Genomic DNA, 18,087 nt, shown 5'->3' on the forward strand with positions numbered 1-18,087 from the left:
TCTCGAATCTTTGTTCGATTAAGTCAATCCGTCGAAACCGGCGGCGCGTCGCAGCGGGATGACGCCGGCCGGCATGGGGCCCGTCGCGGCGGCGGACCCTGCGGCGCGGAACGCCGAGTGCGCGTCGGGCAGCCAGAGCCGGGCGGTCCGCGGGCGGTCGAAGCCAAGCCGGCCCGTCGCGGTCACGGTCGCCTCGCGGCCGGACAGGTGGCCGTGCCCGTCGCCGAGTCCCTGCCAGTCGCCGCCGTCGAGCCGCAGGGTCGCGTCGCTGCCGGGCCAGTCGCCGAGCACGAGGAGGGTGGCGCCGCGCTGCCGCAGCCGGGCGCTGAGGCGGGCGGCATCCGCGTCGCCGACCCGGCGCGGCGGGCGCGTGACGACGACCGTGAGCACATCGGCGAGGGCCGCGGTGACGGTGAGCCACTGATCGCCGGGGGAGGGCGCCAGCACGAGCCGCTCCAGCTCGATGCCGAAGCGTGCGGCGGCCTCGATGCCGAAGTCGGGTGCGCCGACCACTCCGCACCAGGAGCCGGCGGCGGACGGCGCGGCCAGCAGGGCCATGGCCAGTGTCGTCGAGCCGGCCAGTGAGTACACCGAGCCCTGGCGCAGTGCGCCGCCGGGCAGAATGGATGCCAATGCCGGCAGTGTTGGCAGGGCCTTGCTGTCGAGCGTCGTCGCCTGCATGCTGCGGATGCGCGCCTGCAGCTCGAGCACCCGGGCGTTCGCGCCGGTGGTCTCGATCGTCTGGAGATTCTCGGCGAGCATGGACACACTTAAGTGTCGAACTTATGTTCTATAAAGTCAATCGGCGCTCAGCGGATGAAGCCGGCCTGCACCCGCCCGCCGGCACTGTGCAGTTCGCGGTCGACCCGGTCGGCGAACGCGGCGAGATCACCGCGCAGCAGCGGAGTGGCCAAAGCGTCGGCCCGCGCGGCGTCCCACTCGCGCAGCCGCCGCGGCAGGTATTTGCCGGTTCCGAGCCAGCGTTGGTTGGAGAGGAGCAGCAGTTCGGCTGCCCTCTCGAACAGGGTAAAGGCGATGGCGTGCCGCTCCAGCGGGTCGGATGCGTCACGGAGGTCGTCGAGCAGATCGGTGATCACGTAACGCCGTGCGGCCAGCTCCTGTGCGGATGCCGAGGGCCCGTTCCCGAGAACGTCGCGCCAGTGCGCGCGGAGCTCGGCCAGCTCACGCCCGCCCCGCACCTCGGCACCTTCGAGCAGCATGTGCAGGAGCACCGGCCGATGCTGCTCGATGTCTCTGCGGTTCCACTCGTCGAATGCCTCGGGTGTGTATGCGAAAACCTCGAAGATCTCGCCATCGAACGCATAGCTGCCGGCCAGGCTTGAGCGCTCGTCGGCGAAGAGCGCCTCGCCGACGAGGAGCAGGTCGATGTCGCTCGTCGCGGTTCGCGTGCCGCGCGCGGTGCTCCCGCCGATCACCGCGATGGCGGCGCCGGGGAAGTGATCGGAGACGAAGCGGTTGCTCAGGTCGACGTAGCTCACACGGCGATCGTAGCGATCACGTCCGCTCATTGATTCCACGCGCGCCTCTCGGCACCTCTCCCCACGTCGGCGTGAGGGAGCGTGCGACCGAACCCGGAGCACCTCCGCGGTTTCAGAAGGGTGGCTCGTTCCCCCTGGTTGAGCCTGCCGAAACCTGCGACCGGGATGGCTCCGGTGGGCCGGTCGCTGGGCCGGCCGGTGGTGCGTGTTGCATGCGGGACGGGCTGGTCGTGTACTCGCGGCCGCTCGGCGAGTTCCATCTGAGGTTCCCGTTGCCGGTCTGCTGGACCCGCCAGCGGGAGTTGTGCTTGAGCCGGTGATGCTTCTTGCACAACACCGCCAGGTTCGCCTCGACGGTCAGCCCGCCGTTCTCGAAGGCCCGGGTGTGGTCGGTCTCGGAGCGCTCCGCCTTCCGCGTGCAGCCGGGGAAGCGGCACGTCTCGTCGCGGTAGAGGATCCAGCGCCGCATCGACGCGGACAGCCGGTACTGGGTGGGGTCGAGCTGCAGCGGGGTGCCGTCGAGCGGGTCGGTGAGGATGCGGTACAGCGTGGGCGCCTGGGCGACGAGTCGCCGGGCGGTGTCGGCGTCGATCGGGCCGTAGCCGTGCAGCTCGGCCGGCTCCTCCGAGGTGCCGATCAGCGTGTCGATACCGATCGTGATCTTCGGGACGGCGACGAACACCTCCGGGCGAAAGAACGCCAACGTCGGGATGTGGGTCTGGCGGTCGTGGGTGCTCTGGGCTGGGAGGCCGAGGAGGAGCTCGGCGGCTATGTCCGCCTCGAGCTGGGCGTGGGTGCCCGAGCCGAGGATGCCGTCCGCCGTCTCGCCTGCGGCCTCATTCGCTGCCACCACGTCTGCCCCCAGCTCGCCGGCCTCGGCGGCCTCCTTCTGCGCCTCCGTGGCAAGATCGCCCACCCGGGTGCTGATGGCCAGCGCCTTCTCCGCCTCCAGGTAGAGGTGCAGCCAGGCCATCCCATCGGCGTCCGGCTCGAACACCAGCCGCCGGTCCGCCCTCGACCGGGCCGCGCGCTCGGCGAGGGCGTCCGGGTGCAGCCGGTCGCGGAGCCGGGCCACGGCCCGGTGGAACGCGGACACGTTCATGGTGCGGGCCTTGCCAAGCGCCTCCCGCTCGAACCGGGCATGCAGGGCCGGCGGCAGGAAGACGGCCGCGGCGAGGATCTCGCGCGCGTGCCGCACGGTGATGGCCCCGGCGGAGAGTTCGGCCAGGGTGTTGGTGAAGGTCCCGCAGAGCTGCCCGGCCTCGTAGATGAGGCCGACCATGGTCCGCTCGTGCACCCGGAGGACCAGGGCCAGCTCGGCGGTGATGCTGCGCCTCGCGAACTGCTCGTCCAGGGAGGGTCGGCCGCCGAGCGGGTCGGCGATGGAGATCGCCCGGCGAACGGCGGAATCGATCCGCCGGTAGCGCTCGGCCTGCAGCGCGCACTCCGCGGAAGCCCCCGAACTCAGCTCGGCTAGGTCCGCGTCCAGCACCGGGTCGAACCCGGTCCTGGGGGCCTGCATCGGCTGCGTTTCCATGCTTGAAGCGTCTCACCGACCACTGACACTCCAAGCCGAAAACAGGCCCAAAACAGGCCTTTTCTGAGTGATGCTCGGGTTCTGTTACCTGATCGTGACCTTGCGGGGAGGTCGGCGGGGGTGAGCGTTGCGGGTTGGCTCCGGGCCTTCGCTCGTTCCTCGCTCCAGCCGACGTGGGGAGGCGACGGTCACGAGCCCCCTCGAGCCGCCAGGGAGGAAAGCATCCGCGCGGCAGCGCCGAGCCCTAGGGTTCGAGCATGACTGCTGAACAGAGAGCAACCCCTGCCGTGCGCCAGCTTCGCCTCGTCGTCGAGGCCGAGGACTACGAGACCGCGGTCGCCTTCTACCGCGACGTGCTCGGCCTCACCGAGGAGGCCGTGTTCGACGGTGGCGACGGCGCCAAGGTCACGATCTTCGATGTGGGCCGAGCCACGCTGGAGCTGTCCAACCCGGCCCAGGTCCGCATGATCGACGCCGTCGAGGCCGACGGCACGCGGAGCGCACGGATGCGGGTCGCGTTCGAGGTCGACGACTCCGCCGCCGCGACCGAGAACCTGGTGAGTGGCGGCGCCACCCTCATCGCCCCGCCGCGGGAAACCCCGTGGCGGTCGCTGAATTCCCGGCTGTCCGCGCCCGCAGGGCTGCAGATCACGCTGTTCCAGGAGCTCGACGGGCGCTCGAGCGGGAGCTAGAGCGGGCGCTCAGCCCTTCTTCAGCTCTTCGGCGAGCATCACGAGGATTCCGCTGGGGCCGCGGAGGTACGTCAATTTGTACACGTCCCGATATGTCGCCACCCCACGCAGTGGGTGGCAGCCGTGGCGCGCGGCAATCGCCAGCGCCTGGTCGATGTCGTCGACGGAGAACGCCACGCGGTGCATGCCGATCTCGTTCGGGAGAGTGGGCTCCGTCTCGATCGCAGCAGGGTGGATGTACTCGAAGAGCTCCACACGCCCCTGTCCGTCTGGTGTCTGCAGCAGTGCGATGTTGGCGTGGTTGCCGTCCAGCCCGACGGCCGTGTCTGTCCACTCGCCGCTGACCGTGTCGCGCCCCGCGACGGTGAGCCCGAGATCGGTGAAGAAGGCGATCGCTGCGTCAAGGTCGCGCACGGCGATGCCGACGTTCTCCAGTTTGATGACCATGCGCTGCATGGTACTGAGTCGAGCTGAGCAGCGCTGCTGGCGGCATCCGCCCGTCAGATGGCGCACACTGGGGGTGTGAACGACTTCGACGACCTCTTCACTGGCCCGCCGTGCCCGGCCTGCGGCACAGAAATGCACGCGGATGGCGTCGACACCGCTGAGGGCCTCGAATCCTGCCACCGCTGCCCGCGCTGCAAGCTGGTGCTCGTGATTCCGGGCTACTAGGTTTCGACAAGCTCAACCAGCGGGCCAGAGACAAAACGGCAAAAGAAAAGGGCCGGATCTTTCGATCCGGCCCTTTTCTGCTCTATTTCCTACGAAACAGACTGTCTCAACACAGTGTGCGCGAAGGGGGACTTGAACCCCCACGCCCGTTAGGGCACTAGCACCTCAAGCTAGCGCGTCTGCCAATTCCGCCACCCGCGCATGTGTTTCTGCAGCTGATCTCTCAGCGGCACGTAGGAGAGATTAGCACGTAACTCTGGCATGAGCCGCACCGTGCAACCATGCCGGGCGTGTCTTGGTCAGTGCTCATCGCGCAGCCAGCCCAGCACATACGCCGGCGCCGTGTCGGCGGCCTCGAGACCGAAGGCGAGGTGGGACCCATCCATCCAGTAGAGCGCGGAGCCGGCGATGTGCTCGTGGGCGAATTCGGCGTTGGACGGCGGCGCCGCCGTGTCCGAGCGCCCGTGCACGATCAGCGTCGGGCACGACACGCGCCGCAGCGGGGCGGGCGTGAATGGGGTGAAGTCGTTCTTCATGCCCTGCCGTCGTCGCGCCGAGCCGAGCGACGCGCGAAACGTCGCCTCCAGCAGCGCCGTCCGCCCGGGAATCGCCGCGAGTTTCGCCGCCCGAAACGGCGAACGCGATGATGCGGTCGATCTCGAGCGCGTCGAGCAGCGCCGCCAGGGCATCACCCTGTTCGGCGAAGGTGCGCCCCGTCGAGAGCGGGGTTCCCAGGTATCCGGGCCTGCTCGGCGCGATGATCCGAAAACCGTTCAGGCGCAGATACTCGCCCGCCACGAGCCCCTGGTCCCAGCCCCCGGGGGTGCCGTGGATGGCGAGCACCGGCTCGCCGTTCCCGCGCTCGGCACACTCAACCGGTCCTGAGCGCGTCGAAACGACTCGCGGTGACTCCGCCAAACACCCACGGAGGTCTCCCGCGGTGGGCGATCGCGGCGAGATGGCCATGTTCAACTATCGCAATGCGGATGCCTGCCGGCAACGGGCGAGCAGTCGCCGAGAAGGGCATGAAAAAAGGCCGCACAACCAAACCTCGGTCGTACGGCCTTTTCTCGCACCAAGCTCGAAAGAAACCGAGCTTCACACTGTGCGCGAAGGGGGACTTGAACCCCCACGCCCGTTAGGGCACTAGCACCTCAAGCTAGCGCGTCTGCCAATTCCGCCACCCGCGCAGTGTTGTTTCTGGCTGCTGATCTCTCAGCGGCCGAAGACGAGATTAGCACGGATTCCGAGAGGGTTTTGAGCGTTCGCGACACCGGGCGCACGACACGCCGAGTGCGCGAGCGGTCGGGTAGCGTGAATCCATGCCCCAACCCGGTGATTCTCCTGCAGACAATATTTCTGAGCTCGACGCCACTGCCGTCATTGCGCGTGATCTCATCCGCTTCGACACCTCGAACTACGGCGAGGGCAGGGCGAACAGCGAGACAGAGGCCGCCGAGTACATGGCGGAGCACCTGCGCGCGCTCGGCCTGAAGCCGCAGCTCTTCGACGCCGACCCCGGGCGCACCAGCGTCGTCGCACGGGTGCGGGGGCGCAACTCCGAGAAGCCGGCCCTCGTCGTTCACGGCCACCTCGACGTGGTCCCGGCCGATCCGGCCAATTGGTCCGTCGACCCCTTCGGTGGCGTGGTCAAAGACGGCATGCTCTGGGGTCGTGGCGCCGTCGACATGAAGAACATGGATGCCATGATCGTCACCGCGCTGCAGGACATCCTCGGCCAGGGGCAGCAGCCGGAGCGTGACTTGGTCGTCGCCTTCTTCGCCGATGAGGAGGCCGGGGGAGTCCAGGGCTCGCACCACCTGGTCAGAAACCACCCCGAGCTCTTCGCAGGGGCCACCGAGGCCATCAGCGAGGTGGGCGGCTACTCCATCACGATCGGCGACAAGCGCTCCTACCTGCTGCAGACGGGCGAGAAGGCCCTGGTCTGGATCAAGCTCGTTGCCCGCGGCCAGGCGGCGCACGGCTCGCGGTTGATCCACAACAACGCCGTCACCAAGCTGGCGGAGGCCGTCGCCACCCTCGGCCGGCGCGAATGGCCGATCAAGCTCACCGACACCACCAGCCACATGCTCGCCGAGATCGCCCGAATCCTGGATGCCGACCCGCAGCGGGTCGGGCCGGACGAGCTCGCGCTGGCCACCGGCTCGGCCTCCGGCTTCCTGCTGGCGTCGCTCCGCACCACGACGAACCCGACCCTGTTGCAGGCCGGATACAAGCACAACGTCATCCCGGACACGGCCGAGGCCCTCATCGACATCCGCACCCTGCCCGGTGAGGAGGAGGCCGTGCTGGCCGAGGTGCGCGGGCTCGTCGGCCCCGACATCGAGGTCGTCATCATGCACCGCGACATCGGGCTGGAGACGCCGTTCAGCGGCTCCCTCGTCGATGCGGTCACCGGCACGCTGCAGCGGCACGACCCGGGCGCCCCGGTTCTGCCCTACCTGCTCTCCGGCGGCACCGACAACAAGGCGCTCAGCCTGCTCGGCATCACCGGCTACGGCTTCGCCCCGCTGCGACTGCCAGAGAGCATGGACTTCCCCGCGATGTTCCACGGAGTCGACGAGCGCGTTCCGCTGGACGCATTAGTCTTTGGCAGGCAGGTTCTCCGAGATCTGCTCACCACTTACTAACGCGGAGACTGCAGTACATGGATTTCATCAACGCCATCATCCTGGGCCTGGTCCAGGGACTCACCGAGTTCCTGCCGATCTCCTCCAGCGCCCACCTCAGCATCGTGGGGTCGTTACTCGGCACCGGTGAGGACCCCGGCGCCCGGTTCACCGCGATCACCCAGATCGGCACCGAGCTCGCCGTCGTCATCTTCTTCTGGCGTGACATCGTGCGCATCATCAGCCGCTGGGCGCAGTCCCTGGTCGGCAAGCTGCCGCGCAACGACCCGGACGCCCGCATGGGCTGGCTGATCATCATCGGCTCGCTGCCGATCGCGATCCTCGGGCTCGTCTTCAAGGACCAGATCGAGACGACGCTGCGCAATCTCTGGATCACCGCGACCATGCTGATCGTCTTCGGCATCCTGCTCGGCGTCGCAGACTACGTCGGCGCCAAGCGGCGCAAGCTCGACCAGCTGACCTATCCGCACGGCGTCGCGTTCGGCTTCGCGCAGGCCCTGGCCCTCGTCCCCGGCGTCTCGCGCTCCGGCGGAACGATCACCATGGGCCTGTTCCTCGGCTACGAGCGCGCCGCGGCCGCCCGCTACGCCTTCCTGCTGGCCATCCCCGCCGTCTTCGGCAGCGGCCTCTACCAGGTGTACAACTCGATCACCGACCCCTGCGTCGCCGGGGCGAGCGGATGCCTGCCCGAGGTGTTCGGGCCGCTCGAGACGCTCGTGGCCACGGTCATCGCCTTCGGTGTCGGCCTCGTCGTGATCGCGTTCTTCATGAGCTACATCTCCAAGCGCAGCTTCCTGCCGTTCGTGATCTACCGGATCGCGCTCGGCTTCGCGCTGTTCGGCCTGCTGGCCACGGGAGTCATCGCCGCGTAGCACCGCACATCTATCAGGCCGGCCGGCCCCGCTCTGCGGGGCGGCCGGCCTGTTCCGTTGCCGGGGGCATCCGGCCGGCGCACCGAATGCGACCAGGTAAGTGAACAGTGTTGACTTAAGGTCACGCGGCTTCCTAAGCTCGCGTCATGCCCGATGCCCGGGCGCGCCCACGAACAGGAGTCAACGATGACGACGCCCCACGCCTACCTCTCTGCGACGGAGGTCCTCTCCCGCTTCCGGGATGGCAGCCTGACGCCCACCGCCTATGCGGCAGAGCTGATCGAGCACATCAACGCCACCGAGGGCACGATCAACGCGACGACGGGGGAGCGCCTGGCCATCGACGAGGCCCTCGCCGAGGCCGAGCGCCGCTACGCGGACGGCACCGCCCGCCCGCTCGAGGGCCTGCCCGTCGTGCTCAAGGAGGAGCAGTCCATCGAGGGCCTCCCGGAGACCAACGGCAGCCCGTTGTTCAAGGACAACATCGCCGAGGCGACGCACCCGATCATCACGCGCATCGCCGAGGCCGGCGGCATCCCGCTCATCCGTGCGACGACGCCCGAGTTCTGCATCGCCGGCTACACCCGCGGCAAGCTCTGGGGCATCACCCGCAACCCGTGGAACCCGAAGTTCGCCGTCGGCGGCTCCTCCGGCGGAACGGGCGCCTCGCTCGCGGCGGGCTACGCCCCGCTCGGCACCGGCTCGGACATCGGCGGCTCGACCCGCATCCCCGCCTCGTTCAACGGCGTCGTCGGCTACAAGCCGCCCTACGGCCGCAACCCCGCCCTCGCCCCGACGAACCTCGACCGCTACTGCACCGACGGCCCGATGGCCCGCACCGTGGCCGACGTCGCGCTGCTGCAGAACGTCATCTCCGGCCAGCACCCGGACGACCCGGTGAGTCTGCCCGGCGCCCCGACCATCGTGCCGAACGCCGACCTCACCGGCAAGCGGATCGCCCTCGCGCTCACCCTCGGCGACTACGGCGTGCAGGACGACGTGCGGGATGCCGTCGCCGCCAGCCGCGCCTGGCTCGAGGCCGCCGGCGCGACCGTCACCGAGATCACCGTGCCGATCGACCACGAGTTCGTCATGCAGACGGCCTGGGCTCACTTCGGCACGATCTTCGTGCCCTGGATCGCCGAGATCACCGAGATGGGCGTCATGGACCAGCTCGAGCCGTACACGCTGCAGGCCATGGAGCTGGCCACCAAGTACTTCAACCAGTACGGCGTGCTCGGCGGCCTCGAGCGCGAGGTGCAGGTGCACGAGGCGCTCGCGAAGGTCTTCGCCGAGTACGACGCGCTCGTCTGCCCCGTCGCCGGTGTGCCCGCCTTCCTCGCCGACGAGTACTACATCGACGGCATCACCATCAACGGCGTCGCCAACGAGTGCTACATCTCGGGCGCCATGACGACCCCGTTCAACATCGCCAACCGCAACCCCGTGCTCGCCGTCCCCGTCGGCCGGTCCGCCGATGACGTGCCGATCGGCGTGCAAGTGGTCGGCGCCCCCTACGCTGAGGAGATCGTGTTCGACGTCGGAGCGGCCATCGAGGCAGGCCGCGGCGACTGGTACCAGGAGGAGGCGCACCGGCCGGCATACGGCCAGCGCTCCGTGTAGACAGGCTGAGCCGGCAGGGCGAGGAGAATCGACGTGGCAACAACGAGAACGGCCGGGTCGCGAACCCGATTGCTCACGCAGGACGGCATCGTCGACGCGCTCCTCGCCCTCGCCCGGGAGACGCCGCGCGCCGAGGTGAGCATTCGCATGCTCGCCTCGGCGCTCGGCGTCACCGCTGCCGCGATCTACCGCCACTTCCGCGACAAGGACGAGCTGCATCGGGCCGCCGTCGACCGGCTGTACGGCGAGGCGCTGTCCCGCGTCGACCGCAGCGAGCCGTCCTGGCGGCTGCGGCTCGCCCGGTACTCCGATGCGCTCGCGGAGACCTTCCTCGAAGCCCCCGCGATCGGCCAGCTCTCCCCGCTCGTCGACGGCCGCGGCATCGGCGAGCTCGCCTCGCTCGACTTCATCTTCGAGGCGCTGGAACAGGCTGGCCTGTCCGGCCAGCGGCTCATCGACGCCTACGGGGCCTACGCCGGGCACACGCTCGCCTTCGCCGCGGGCATGGCCCTTGAGCTGAGCCGGGAGAGCGCCCCCGGCTCGTCGGTGCCGTGGATCGGGATGCTGGACGCGGAATCCCTCGCCCCGTTCCCGCGACTCGTCCGGCTGCGGGGCGACCTCCTCGAGATGGACACCCTGGTCGTCTACCGCGCCGGGGTGCAGGCGATCCTCGATTCGATCGAGGCGGGCTAGCGGGGCCCGCCGGCCTTGCCGTCTTTGCCGTCCTTGCCGTCCGGGTTGGTCTTGCGCAGGTAGCGCTCGAACTCCTGGGCGATCGCCTCGCCGCTGGCCTCGGGGGAGTCCACCGTGTCGCGCGCCTGCTCCAGCTGGGCGATGTAGGACGCCATGTCCTCGTCCTCGCTGGCGAGCTCATCGATGTTGGCCTCCCAGACGGCCGCCTCGCTGACGAGGTCGCCGCGGGGGATCGTGACGTCGGTCAGCTCCTCCAGCTTGTCGATCAGCGCCAGCATCGCCTTCGGCGACGGCGAGTGGTGCACGTAGTGCGGCACCGACGCCCAGATGGACAGCGTCGGGATGCCGACCCGCTCGGCGGCGTCGGCGATGACGCTGAGGATACCGATCGGCCCCTCGTAGTTGCTGCGCTCGATGTCGAGCTCCGCGCGCACCTGCGCGTTGTCGCTCGAGGTGAAGATCGAGATGGGCCGCGTGTGCGGCACGTCGGCGAGCATGGCGCCGAGGAACACGATCCCCCCGATATCGGCGGCGAGCGCCGCGTCGATGACCTCGCTCGTGAAACCCTTCCACGTGCGGGACGGCTCGGTGCCGAGCAACAGGTAGATGTTGGAGTCGTTGGCGCCGCTCACCTGCATCTCGGCATCCGCCGCGAGTGACTCGCTCGGCTCGCCGGGGGCGCTCGGGCCGTACATGACGGTGCTCGGCCAGGTCAGGGTGCGCTTGCCGTCGTCGTCGATGCCGATCGTCGGCCGGTTGAACTGGTAGTCGAAGTAGACCTCGGGGTCGACGGAGAAGATCTCGGTGAGCTCGAGCTCTTCCTGCAGCGAGCGCACCGCGCCGGATGCCGCCTCGCCGGCGTCGTTCCATCCCTCGAACGCCACCACCAGGATGCGTCCACTCAGCATTCTGCTGCTCGTCGTCACCGAAACGTCTCCGCTCTTTCTGCGACGGGCCCGTGCAGCCCATCGTGCTAAGGATATGCCCGGCTCCGCTCCTCTAGACTTGATCCCTGTGACTACTGACTCTCCTGCCGCTGTTCTCTGGGACATGGATGGCACCATCGTCGACACTGAGCCGTACTGGATGCAAGCCGAGGAAGAGCTCGTCGGAAGCTTCGGCGGCAGCTGGACGCACGAGGACGGGCTCCAGATGGTCGGCAACGGCCTGAGCGTGTCCGCCGCCATCCTGCAGGAGGCCGGCGTGGCGCTCAGCATCGACGAGATCATCCAGCGACTCACCGACCGCGTGCAGGAGCTGCTCAAGACCGACGGCGTGCCGTGGCGCCCCGGCGCCCGCGCACTGCTCGCCGAGCTCAGCGAGCGGGGCGTGCCGACCGCCCTGGTCACGATGTCGATGTCGTCGATGGCCAAGCAGATCGTCGATCTGATCGGCTTCCCGGTGTTCCGGCTGATCGTGGCCGGCGATCACGTCGAGAACCCGAAGCCGCACCCGGAGGCCTACCTGCTGGCGGCCAGCAAACTGGGCGTGCCCATCGAGCACTGCGTCGCCTTCGAGGACTCCGTCCCCGGGGTCGCCGCCGCGGCGGCATCCGGCGCCGTCACCATCGCCGTCCCGCACATCGTCGAACTGCCAGAGCACCCCGGCTACACGCTGTGGCCGAGCCTGGCCGGCCGCACACTTTCCGACATCGCCACCGTGTTTGTCGAGACCTCACAGAACCAAGAAGTGGTGACCCCATGACTGACCAGTCCGCAGACTCCCGCCCGCAGTACGGCCGCCCGCAGAACAGCGGGCCGTTCCGCGCCGGCGACCGGGTGCAGCTCACCGGCCCCAAGGGCAAGCTGAACACCTTCATGCTCGAGCCGGGCAAGGTCTTCCACAGCCACCGCGGCCTCCTCGCCCACGACGACATCATCGGTCAGCCCGACGGCTCCGTCATCGCGAACAACGTCGGCATCGAGCACCTGGTGCTGCGCCCGCTGCTGAACGACTTCGTCATGGCGATGCCCCGGGGCGCCGCCATCATCTACCCCAAGGACGCCCAGGCGATCATCGGCCTGGCCGACATCTTCCCCGGCGCAACCGTCGTCGAGGCCGGCGTCGGCTCCGGGGCGCTCTCGCTCTGGCTGCTGCGCGCCATCGGCCCGGCCGGCACGCTCAAGTCCTTCGAGCGCCGCGAGGACTTCGCCGACGTCGCCCGCGGCAACGCGGCCACCTTCTTCGGCTACGACCCGGAGAACTGGTCGATCACCCTCGGCGACCTCTCGGATGCCCTGCCCGAGGTCACGGAGCCGGGCAGCGTCGACCGCGTCGTGCTCGACATGCTCGCCCCCTGGGAGTGCCTGCCGGCCGTCTCGACCGCGCTCAAGCCCGGCGGCGTGCTGCTCTGCTACGTCGCCACCGTCACCCAGCTCTCCCGCGTGGCCGAGGCGATCCGCGCCACCGGCGACTACACCAACCCGGACTCCAGCGAGACGATGGTGCGCGGCTGGCACGTCGAGGGCCTGGCCGTGCGCCCGGACCACCGCATGATCGGCCACACAGGCTTCCTGCTCACCGCCCGCCGCCTCGCCCCCGGCGCCGAGCTGCCCGAGCTCAAGCGCCGCCCGTCCAAGAGCGACTTCAGCGATGAGGACGTCGAGCTGTGGACACCGGGCAGCCTCGGCGAGCGCAGCGTCAGTGCGAAGAGCCTGCGCAAGCGCGTCCGCGCCGCAACGGCCGGTGCCGAGCTCGCCAAGGCCCGCACCGACGACGACGCCGAGCCCGCAACAGACACTGAGTAAACAGACACTGAGTAAACTGGCCGGGGCCACCAGGCCCGCGCCATCCGAAACCTGACTTCCCCTGCATCGAAACGAGGACTCGTGCGCAAGCTTCCCGCACTGCTCATCACCGCCGGCCTGCTCACCGTGGGCCTGACCGCCTGCGCCCCGAGCACCGGCCCCGGCTGCGAGAGCCCCGTGCCGTCCGGCTCGTCCTCGTCGATCGTGGAGGTCACCGGCGAGGCCGGCACCGCGCCGCGCGTCGAGTTCCCGACGCCGCTGAAGGCGGAGCACACCGAGCGCACCGTCGTGCGGGAAGGCGAGGGCCCCGGCACCGTCGAGGGCCAGCAGGTCGTGCTCGACTGGAGCGTGTACAACGGCACCAGCGGCGAGCTCATCGAGAAGTCGGCATACGACGGCTCCTCCGACCTGTCGTTCTCGCTGACCGAGGGCCAGCTCATGGCCGGCATGCAGCAGGGCCTGCTCTGTGCGACGGAGGGCTCGCAGATCACCCTGGTGATCCCGCCGGCCGATGCCTTCGGCGAGGCGGGCAGCCCGCAGCTGGGCGTCGCACCCGAGGACTCGCTCGTGTTCGTCATCGACGTCAACCGCGCCTTCCTGCCCCAGGCGAACGGCACCCCGCAGGCCGCCGTCGACGGCCTGCCGTCCGTCGTCCTGGACGCCGACGGCGTTCCCGGCGTGACCATCCCGTCCGCCGACGCGCCGACCGGCCTCGAGGTTGCCGTGCTGAAGCAGGGCGACGGCGCCACCGTGCAGGAGGGCGACCAGATCGTCGTCCACTACACCGGAGTGCTCTGGGACACGAAGACCGTCTTCGACTCCAGCTGGACCCGCGGCGCCCCGGCCCGCTTCGCCGCGGCCCCCGGCTCGGCCACCGTGCAGAACGGCGTCATCCCCGGCTTCGCCGAGGCGCTCGTCGGCCAGCAGGTCGGCTCGCAGATCATCGCCGTCATCCCGCCCGAGCTCGCCTACGGCGAGCAGGGCAACGGCAGTGTCCCGCCGAACGCGACGCTCGTCTTCGTCGTCGACATCCTCGGCATCGTCTAGTCACATGGAGGCAGGGGGCGTGGTAGCGGTCTCGGTCGAGGAGCGGCTGTTCAGCCTGGTCCTCGCCCTCCTGGCGAGCGAGCAGGGTCTCGGCAAGGCCGAGATCCTCTCCACCGTGCAGGGCTACCGCCAGCGCTACGTGCTGGGCGGCGACAACGCCAGTCTCGACCGGCAGTTCGAGCGCGACAAGGACGACATCCGCGAGCTCGGCATCCCGCTCGAGACCATCGACGCCCCCGACCGGCCGGGCGACAGCCAGAGCGCCCGCTACCGCATCCCGCGGGCGCTCTACGAGCTACCGGCCGACGTCACGTTCTCCGCCGCCGAGAACGCCCTGCTCGGCCTGGCCGCCGCGGTGTGGCGCGACGGGTCGCTGTCAGAGGACTCCCGGCGGGCCATCACCAAGCTGCGCTCGCTGGGCATCGAGACGGATGACGCCGTCATTGGCTACGCGCCGCGCCTACGCGTGCGCGAGGCCGCCTTCGGCCCGCTCAAGCTCGCGCTGGACCGCCGGCAGCGGGTGAGCTTCCTCTACCTGAAGCCCGGCCAGAAGAAGCCGCTGCTGCGCACCGTCGACCCCCACGCCCTCGTCGTGCACGAGAGCCGCTGGCACCTGAGCGGCTTCGACAAGCGGGCGCGCGCCCCGCGCACCTTCCTGCTCTCCCGCATCGTCGGGCCGGTGAAGCCGCTGCCCGGCGAGACGTTCGACGCCCCGGCCGCCGGTGCCGCCGAGCGCTCCCTCGCCGAGTTGCAGCGGGTCTGGCAGGGCAACGTCGCCGTGCTCGGCATCGTCGCCGGCAGCGACGCGGGACTGCGCCTGCTCAAGCGTTCCGGCGTCAGCCCCACCGATTCCGGCCGCTACGAGCTGCACTTCACCGACCTCGACATCCTCGCCGACGAGCTGGCCGGCTTCGGCCCGGAGGTGCTCGTGCACGCGCCGGCGGAGCTCCGCGCGGCCGTGCGCTCCCGCCTGCTCCAGGTGAGCGGGACGCACCAGGATGGAGGCAACGCATGAGCGCCCAGCCGTTCCGCGCCCAGGACAAGCTCGCCCTGCTGCTCGCCCTCGTGCCCTACCTGCTCGACCAGCGCCGGGTGAGCGTCGCGGATGCCGCAGCGCACTTCGCCGTCACCCCCGAGCTGATCCGCGACGCGGTCTCCCTGATCGCCGTCTCCGGTGTGCCGGGGGAGACCAAGCAGTACCAGCACGGCGACCTGTTCGACATCGACTGGGACGCCTACCTCGAGCGCGACACGATCGTGGTCACCCACCAGGTCGCCATCGACGACACCCCCCGCTTCTCGGCCCGCGAGGCGGCCGCCCTCATCGCCGGCCTGCAGTACCTGGCCGCCCTGCCGGAGCACGACAACCGGGAGGCCATCGCCACCCTGATGGCCAAGCTCACCCGCGGCGCGTCCGCGGCGCCCAGCCAGCTGGCCGTCGCGGAAACCGCAACGGCGGGGGAGGCCAGCGCCGAGGAGATCGCGACGCTCCGGGCCGCCATCAGCGGCGAGACGCAGGTCGAGTTCGACTACCTGAACGCCCGCGGCGAGCGGGAGTCCCGCGTCGTCGACCCGCTCCTGATCGAGTCGATCGACCAGGACTGGTACCTGCGCGGCTGGTGCCACCTGCGCCACGCCGTCCGCACCTTCCGGCTGGACCGGATCAGCGCCCTGCGCGGCACCGACCGGCCGATCGCGACGCACGGCGACGAGGTCGCCGTGCCCAGCCGCCTGTTCGACGTGTCGGCGGACGACCTGCGCGTGCAGCTCGAGCTGCCGGCCGACGCCCTCCCGCTGATCAGCGACTACGTGACCCCGGGCGCGCGCACCGTCCGCCACGGCGACAAGGTGCGGCTCACCATCCGGGTCACCCACTTCCACGGTCTCAAGCGCCTGGTCAGCGGCCTGCCCGGGCTGGTCGAGGTGCTCGCACCGGCCGAGGCGCGCGCCCTCGTCGCCGAGTGGGCCGCCGCCGGCGCCGCCCAGTACGCCGCGGATGACGCAGGGGCTGGGGCCTGACATGCCGTGGTGGAGTTGGTGGTTGATCTGGGGCGGGCTCGTGCTGGCCCTCGTCGGCATGCTCGCCTACTTCGGCGTCACCCTGTTCCGCAAGACCGTCGCGGCCGCCCACGAGCTCGGCGAGCTCGGCGACGCGCTCAGCATCCTGGACGCCCAGCTGGACGAGCTGGCGCCTGACCGCACCCCCTCCGCTGTGTTCCGCGACCAGGCCGAGCTCGCCCTCATCGTGGAGGGCAATCGCAACGCGCGGATCCTGCACAGGCAGCAACGCCGCGATGCCCGGCTTGCGCGGGGTAAACTACTCGTACGCTCGACCGAGAATTGGACTCCACCTCATGCTTAATGGACTCACCGGATGGCACGCAATCGTCATCCTCGTTATTGTCTTGCTTCTCTTCGGCGCACCCAAGCTCCCCGCGCTGGCCCGCAGCCTCGGCCAGTCGATGAAGATCCTGAAGTCCGAGATCAAGCCGGATGCCGCCAAGGACGCCGCGGGCGAGGCCACCCCGGCCAGCACCGACGGCGACGCGACGCCCAAGCCGTAACGAGTGACCGAACGCGACACGCGCCGCAGCCGCGAAGGCAAGATGCCGCTTGGCGCTCACCTGTTGGAGCTGCGCAAGCGGCTCTTCCTCGCGGCCATCGGCATCCTCCTCGGGGCGATCGTCGGCTGGGTGTTCTCTGAGTGGATCTGGGAGCAGCTGCGCGGACCGGTGACGGCCCTCGCCGAGAGCCGCCGGGCGGAGATCAACTACCCGAACATCACCTCGGCGTTCGACCTGCGCCTGCAGGTGGCGATCTACTCCGGCCTGATTCTCTCGAGCCCGATCTGGCTGTACCAGGTCTTCGCGTTCCTGACCCCCGGCCTCACCAAGACGGAGAAGCGCTACACCTTCGGCTTCTTCTTCACCGCCGTCCCGCTGTTCTTCGCCGGGTGCGCGGCCGGCTGGTTCGTGCTGCCGAACATCGTCAACCTGATGGCGAGCTTCGCCCCAGTCGACACGGTCACCTACTTCGAGGCCAACGCCTACTTCAACTTCGTGCTCAAGCTGATGCTCGCCATCGGCATCGCCTTCGTGCTGCCGGTGTTCATGGTGCTGATGAACTTCGCCGGCGTGCTGAGCGCGGCATCCATCATCAAGTCCTGGCGCATCGCCATCCTCGTCATCTGCCTGTTCACGGCGGTCGCGACGCCCGCAGCCGACGTCGTCTCGATGTTCCTGCTGGCCATCCCGATGGTCGTGCTCTATTTCGCCGCCTACGGGGTCGCCGCCCTGCACGACTGGCGCGCCGCCAGGCGGGCGCGTGCACTCGAGGCCCAGTACGCCGATCTAGGCTGAGCCTGTGAGCACACTCTCCCCGGCCGAGCGGTACGCGGCCTCCCGCAGCAACCGCCAGACCCCACTCGTCCAGGCGTTCAGAGAACTGCAGCGCTTCGACCTCGACCCGTTCCAGCGGGCGGCCTGTGCCTCGCTGGAGGCCGGACGAAGCGTGCTGGTGGCCGCGCCCACCGGCGCGGGCAAGACGATCGTGGCCGAGTTCGCCGTTTACCAGGCCATGCAGGACCCGTCGGCGAAGGTGTTCTACACCGCGCCGATGAAGGCGCTCAGCAACCAGAAGTTCCAGGAGTTCGTCGCCGACTACGGGCCGGAGAACGTCGGCCTGCTCACCGGTGACACCAACATCAACTCGGGCGCGCGCATCGTCGTGATGACCACCGAGGTGCTGCGCAACATGCTCTACGCCGACTCCGACCTGCTCGCCGACCTCGCCTTCGTCGTCATGGACGAGGTGCACTACCTCGCCGACCGCTTCCGCGGAGCCGTCTGGGAGGAGGTCATCATCCACCTGCCCAGCGAGGTCCGGCTGGTGGCGCTGAGCGCCACCGTCTCCAACGCCGAGGAGTTCGGCGACTGGCTGCAGGCCGTCCGCGGCGACACCGACGTCATCGTCTCCGAGGAGCGGCCGGTGCCGTTGGAGCAGCACGTGCTGGCGCGCGGCAAGATGCTCGACCTGTTCGACTCCTCCGGCGTCG

At 69.5% G+C, this 18,087-nt stretch carries 22 protein-coding genes and 2 tRNA genes; 16 read left to right on the forward strand and 8 right to left on the reverse strand.

Features of this window, described 5'->3' with window-relative positions:
- Positions 1 to 18: 18 nt before the first annotated feature.
- From GY24_RS10705 to GY24_RS10715, 3 genes are all read right to left on the reverse strand, one after another.
- A complete protein-coding gene (locus GY24_RS10705) occupies positions 19 to 762 on the reverse strand; it encodes a hypothetical protein (RefSeq protein ID WP_193953562.1) in 744 nt (247 codons plus the stop codon).
- 47 nt (positions 763 to 809) lie between these two features.
- Complete coding sequence (locus tag GY24_RS10710; protein WP_104475624.1) at positions 810 to 1,499, reverse strand: nucleotidyltransferase domain-containing protein; 690 nt, start codon at positions 1,497 to 1,499, stop codon at positions 810 to 812.
- 112 nt (positions 1,500 to 1,611) lie between these two features.
- Positions 1,612 to 3,036: an HNH endonuclease signature motif containing protein gene (locus GY24_RS10715; RefSeq protein ID WP_104475625.1), complete on the reverse strand. Its 1,425-nt coding sequence runs from the start codon at positions 3,034 to 3,036 to the stop codon at positions 1,612 to 1,614.
- A gap of 257 nt (positions 3,037 to 3,293) precedes the next feature.
- Between GY24_RS10715 and GY24_RS10720 the strand changes: the two genes are divergently transcribed.
- On the forward strand, positions 3,294 to 3,728 hold the full coding sequence (locus GY24_RS10720) for a VOC family protein (RefSeq protein WP_104475626.1): 435 nt from the start codon (positions 3,294 to 3,296) through the stop codon (positions 3,726 to 3,728).
- 9 nt (positions 3,729 to 3,737) lie between these two features.
- On the opposite strand, the gene GY24_RS10725 is transcribed toward GY24_RS10720, so the two are convergent.
- Positions 3,738 to 4,175, reverse strand: a complete 438-nt coding sequence (locus tag GY24_RS10725) for a VOC family protein (RefSeq protein ID WP_104475639.1) — start codon at positions 4,173 to 4,175, stop codon at positions 3,738 to 3,740.
- 75 nt (positions 4,176 to 4,250) lie between these two features.
- Between GY24_RS10725 and GY24_RS17660 the strand changes: the two genes are divergently transcribed.
- Positions 4,251 to 4,400 (forward strand): hypothetical protein, encoded by a 150-nt coding sequence (locus GY24_RS17660; protein ID WP_161498724.1) that lies wholly within the window; start codon positions 4,251 to 4,253, stop codon positions 4,398 to 4,400.
- 117 nt (positions 4,401 to 4,517) lie between these two features.
- On the opposite strand, the gene GY24_RS10730 is transcribed toward GY24_RS17660, so the two are convergent.
- Together GY24_RS10730 and GY24_RS10735 are read right to left on the reverse strand one after the other, a co-directional pair.
- Positions 4,518 to 4,601 (reverse strand) — tRNA-Leu (locus tag GY24_RS10730).
- A gap of 98 nt (positions 4,602 to 4,699) precedes the next feature.
- Complete coding sequence (locus tag GY24_RS10735) at positions 4,700 to 4,936, reverse strand: alpha/beta hydrolase family protein (RefSeq protein ID WP_104475627.1); 237 nt, start codon at positions 4,934 to 4,936, stop codon at positions 4,700 to 4,702.
- On the opposite strand from GY24_RS10735, the gene GY24_RS17500 reads away from it, so the two are divergent.
- Positions 4,920 to 5,285 (forward strand): hypothetical protein, encoded by a 366-nt coding sequence (locus tag GY24_RS17500; protein ID WP_133161167.1) that lies wholly within the window; start codon positions 4,920 to 4,922, stop codon positions 5,283 to 5,285. The genes GY24_RS10735 and GY24_RS17500 overlap by 17 nt on opposite strands.
- A 221-nt stretch (positions 5,286 to 5,506) precedes the next feature.
- Here GY24_RS17500 and GY24_RS10740 read toward each other — a convergent pair.
- Positions 5,507 to 5,590 (reverse strand) — tRNA-Leu (locus tag GY24_RS10740).
- A 132-nt stretch (positions 5,591 to 5,722) separates the two neighbouring features.
- Between GY24_RS10740 and GY24_RS10745 the strand changes: the two genes are divergently transcribed.
- The 4 genes from GY24_RS10745 to GY24_RS10760 all read left to right on the forward strand — a co-directional run bounded on the left by GY24_RS10745 (position 5,723) and on the right by GY24_RS10760 (position 10,239).
- A complete protein-coding gene (locus GY24_RS10745) occupies positions 5,723 to 7,051 on the forward strand; it encodes a M20/M25/M40 family metallo-hydrolase (RefSeq protein WP_104475628.1) in 1,329 nt (442 codons plus the stop codon).
- Between the two features lie 17 nt (positions 7,052 to 7,068).
- Positions 7,069 to 7,923, forward strand: coding sequence for an undecaprenyl-diphosphate phosphatase (locus GY24_RS10750; protein ID WP_104475629.1), 855 nt, complete (start codon positions 7,069 to 7,071; stop codon positions 7,921 to 7,923).
- A 186-nt stretch (positions 7,924 to 8,109) separates the two neighbouring features.
- On the forward strand, positions 8,110 to 9,546 hold the full coding sequence (locus GY24_RS10755) for an amidase (protein ID WP_104475630.1): 1,437 nt from the start codon (positions 8,110 to 8,112) through the stop codon (positions 9,544 to 9,546).
- 33 nt (positions 9,547 to 9,579) lie between these two features.
- Positions 9,580 to 10,239, forward strand: a complete 660-nt coding sequence (locus tag GY24_RS10760; RefSeq protein WP_104475631.1) for a TetR/AcrR family transcriptional regulator — start codon at positions 9,580 to 9,582, stop codon at positions 10,237 to 10,239.
- Here the strand turns inward: GY24_RS10760 and GY24_RS10765 are convergent.
- A complete protein-coding gene (locus tag GY24_RS10765) occupies positions 10,236 to 11,147 on the reverse strand; it encodes a proteasome assembly chaperone family protein (RefSeq protein ID WP_104475632.1) in 912 nt (303 codons plus the stop codon). The genes GY24_RS10760 and GY24_RS10765 overlap by 4 nt on opposite strands.
- A 106-nt stretch (positions 11,148 to 11,253) precedes the next feature.
- Between GY24_RS10765 and GY24_RS10770 the strand changes: the two genes are divergently transcribed.
- The 9 genes from GY24_RS10770 to GY24_RS10810 form a co-directional block, all read left to right on the forward strand.
- Positions 11,254 to 11,943, forward strand: a complete 690-nt coding sequence (locus GY24_RS10770) for an HAD family hydrolase (RefSeq protein WP_233279313.1) — start codon at positions 11,254 to 11,256, stop codon at positions 11,941 to 11,943.
- Complete coding sequence (locus GY24_RS10775; protein WP_104475634.1) at positions 11,940 to 12,986, forward strand: tRNA (adenine-N1)-methyltransferase; 1,047 nt, start codon at positions 11,940 to 11,942, stop codon at positions 12,984 to 12,986. The genes GY24_RS10770 and GY24_RS10775 overlap by 4 nt, the downstream gene beginning before the upstream one ends.
- 81 nt (positions 12,987 to 13,067) lie before the next feature.
- Positions 13,068 to 14,033: an FKBP-type peptidyl-prolyl cis-trans isomerase gene (locus GY24_RS10780; RefSeq protein WP_104475635.1), complete on the forward strand. Its 966-nt coding sequence runs from the start codon at positions 13,068 to 13,070 to the stop codon at positions 14,031 to 14,033.
- A gap of 19 nt (positions 14,034 to 14,052) precedes the next feature.
- On the forward strand, positions 14,053 to 15,048 hold the full coding sequence (locus GY24_RS10785; protein WP_233279314.1) for a helix-turn-helix transcriptional regulator: 996 nt from the start codon (positions 14,053 to 14,055) through the stop codon (positions 15,046 to 15,048).
- Positions 15,045 to 16,052: a helix-turn-helix transcriptional regulator gene (locus tag GY24_RS10790; protein ID WP_104475637.1), complete on the forward strand. Its 1,008-nt coding sequence runs from the start codon at positions 15,045 to 15,047 to the stop codon at positions 16,050 to 16,052. Before GY24_RS10785 ends, GY24_RS10790 begins: the two co-directional genes overlap by 4 nt.
- A 1-nt stretch (position 16,053) precedes the next feature.
- Positions 16,054 to 16,395 (forward strand): hypothetical protein, encoded by a 342-nt coding sequence (locus GY24_RS10795; protein ID WP_133161169.1) that lies wholly within the window; start codon positions 16,054 to 16,056, stop codon positions 16,393 to 16,395.
- Complete coding sequence (tatA, locus tag GY24_RS10800) at positions 16,388 to 16,597, forward strand: twin-arginine translocase TatA/TatE family subunit (protein ID WP_083363962.1); 210 nt, start codon at positions 16,388 to 16,390, stop codon at positions 16,595 to 16,597. The genes GY24_RS10795 and tatA overlap by 8 nt, the downstream gene beginning before the upstream one ends.
- A 3-nt stretch (positions 16,598 to 16,600) precedes the next feature.
- Positions 16,601 to 17,392, forward strand: a complete 792-nt coding sequence (gene tatC, locus GY24_RS10805) for a twin-arginine translocase subunit TatC (protein ID WP_231919095.1) — start codon at positions 16,601 to 16,603, stop codon at positions 17,390 to 17,392.
- Positions 17,393 to 17,396: 4 nt separating this feature from the next.
- Positions 17,397 to 18,087: DEAD/DEAH box helicase (locus tag GY24_RS10810; RefSeq protein ID WP_133161170.1), on the forward strand; the 691-nt coding region annotated here is incomplete at its 3' end.

This window comes from Microterricola pindariensis, from assembly GCF_002936985.1.
Taxonomy (GTDB): domain Bacteria; phylum Actinomycetota; class Actinomycetes; order Actinomycetales; family Microbacteriaceae; genus Microterricola; species Microterricola pindariensis.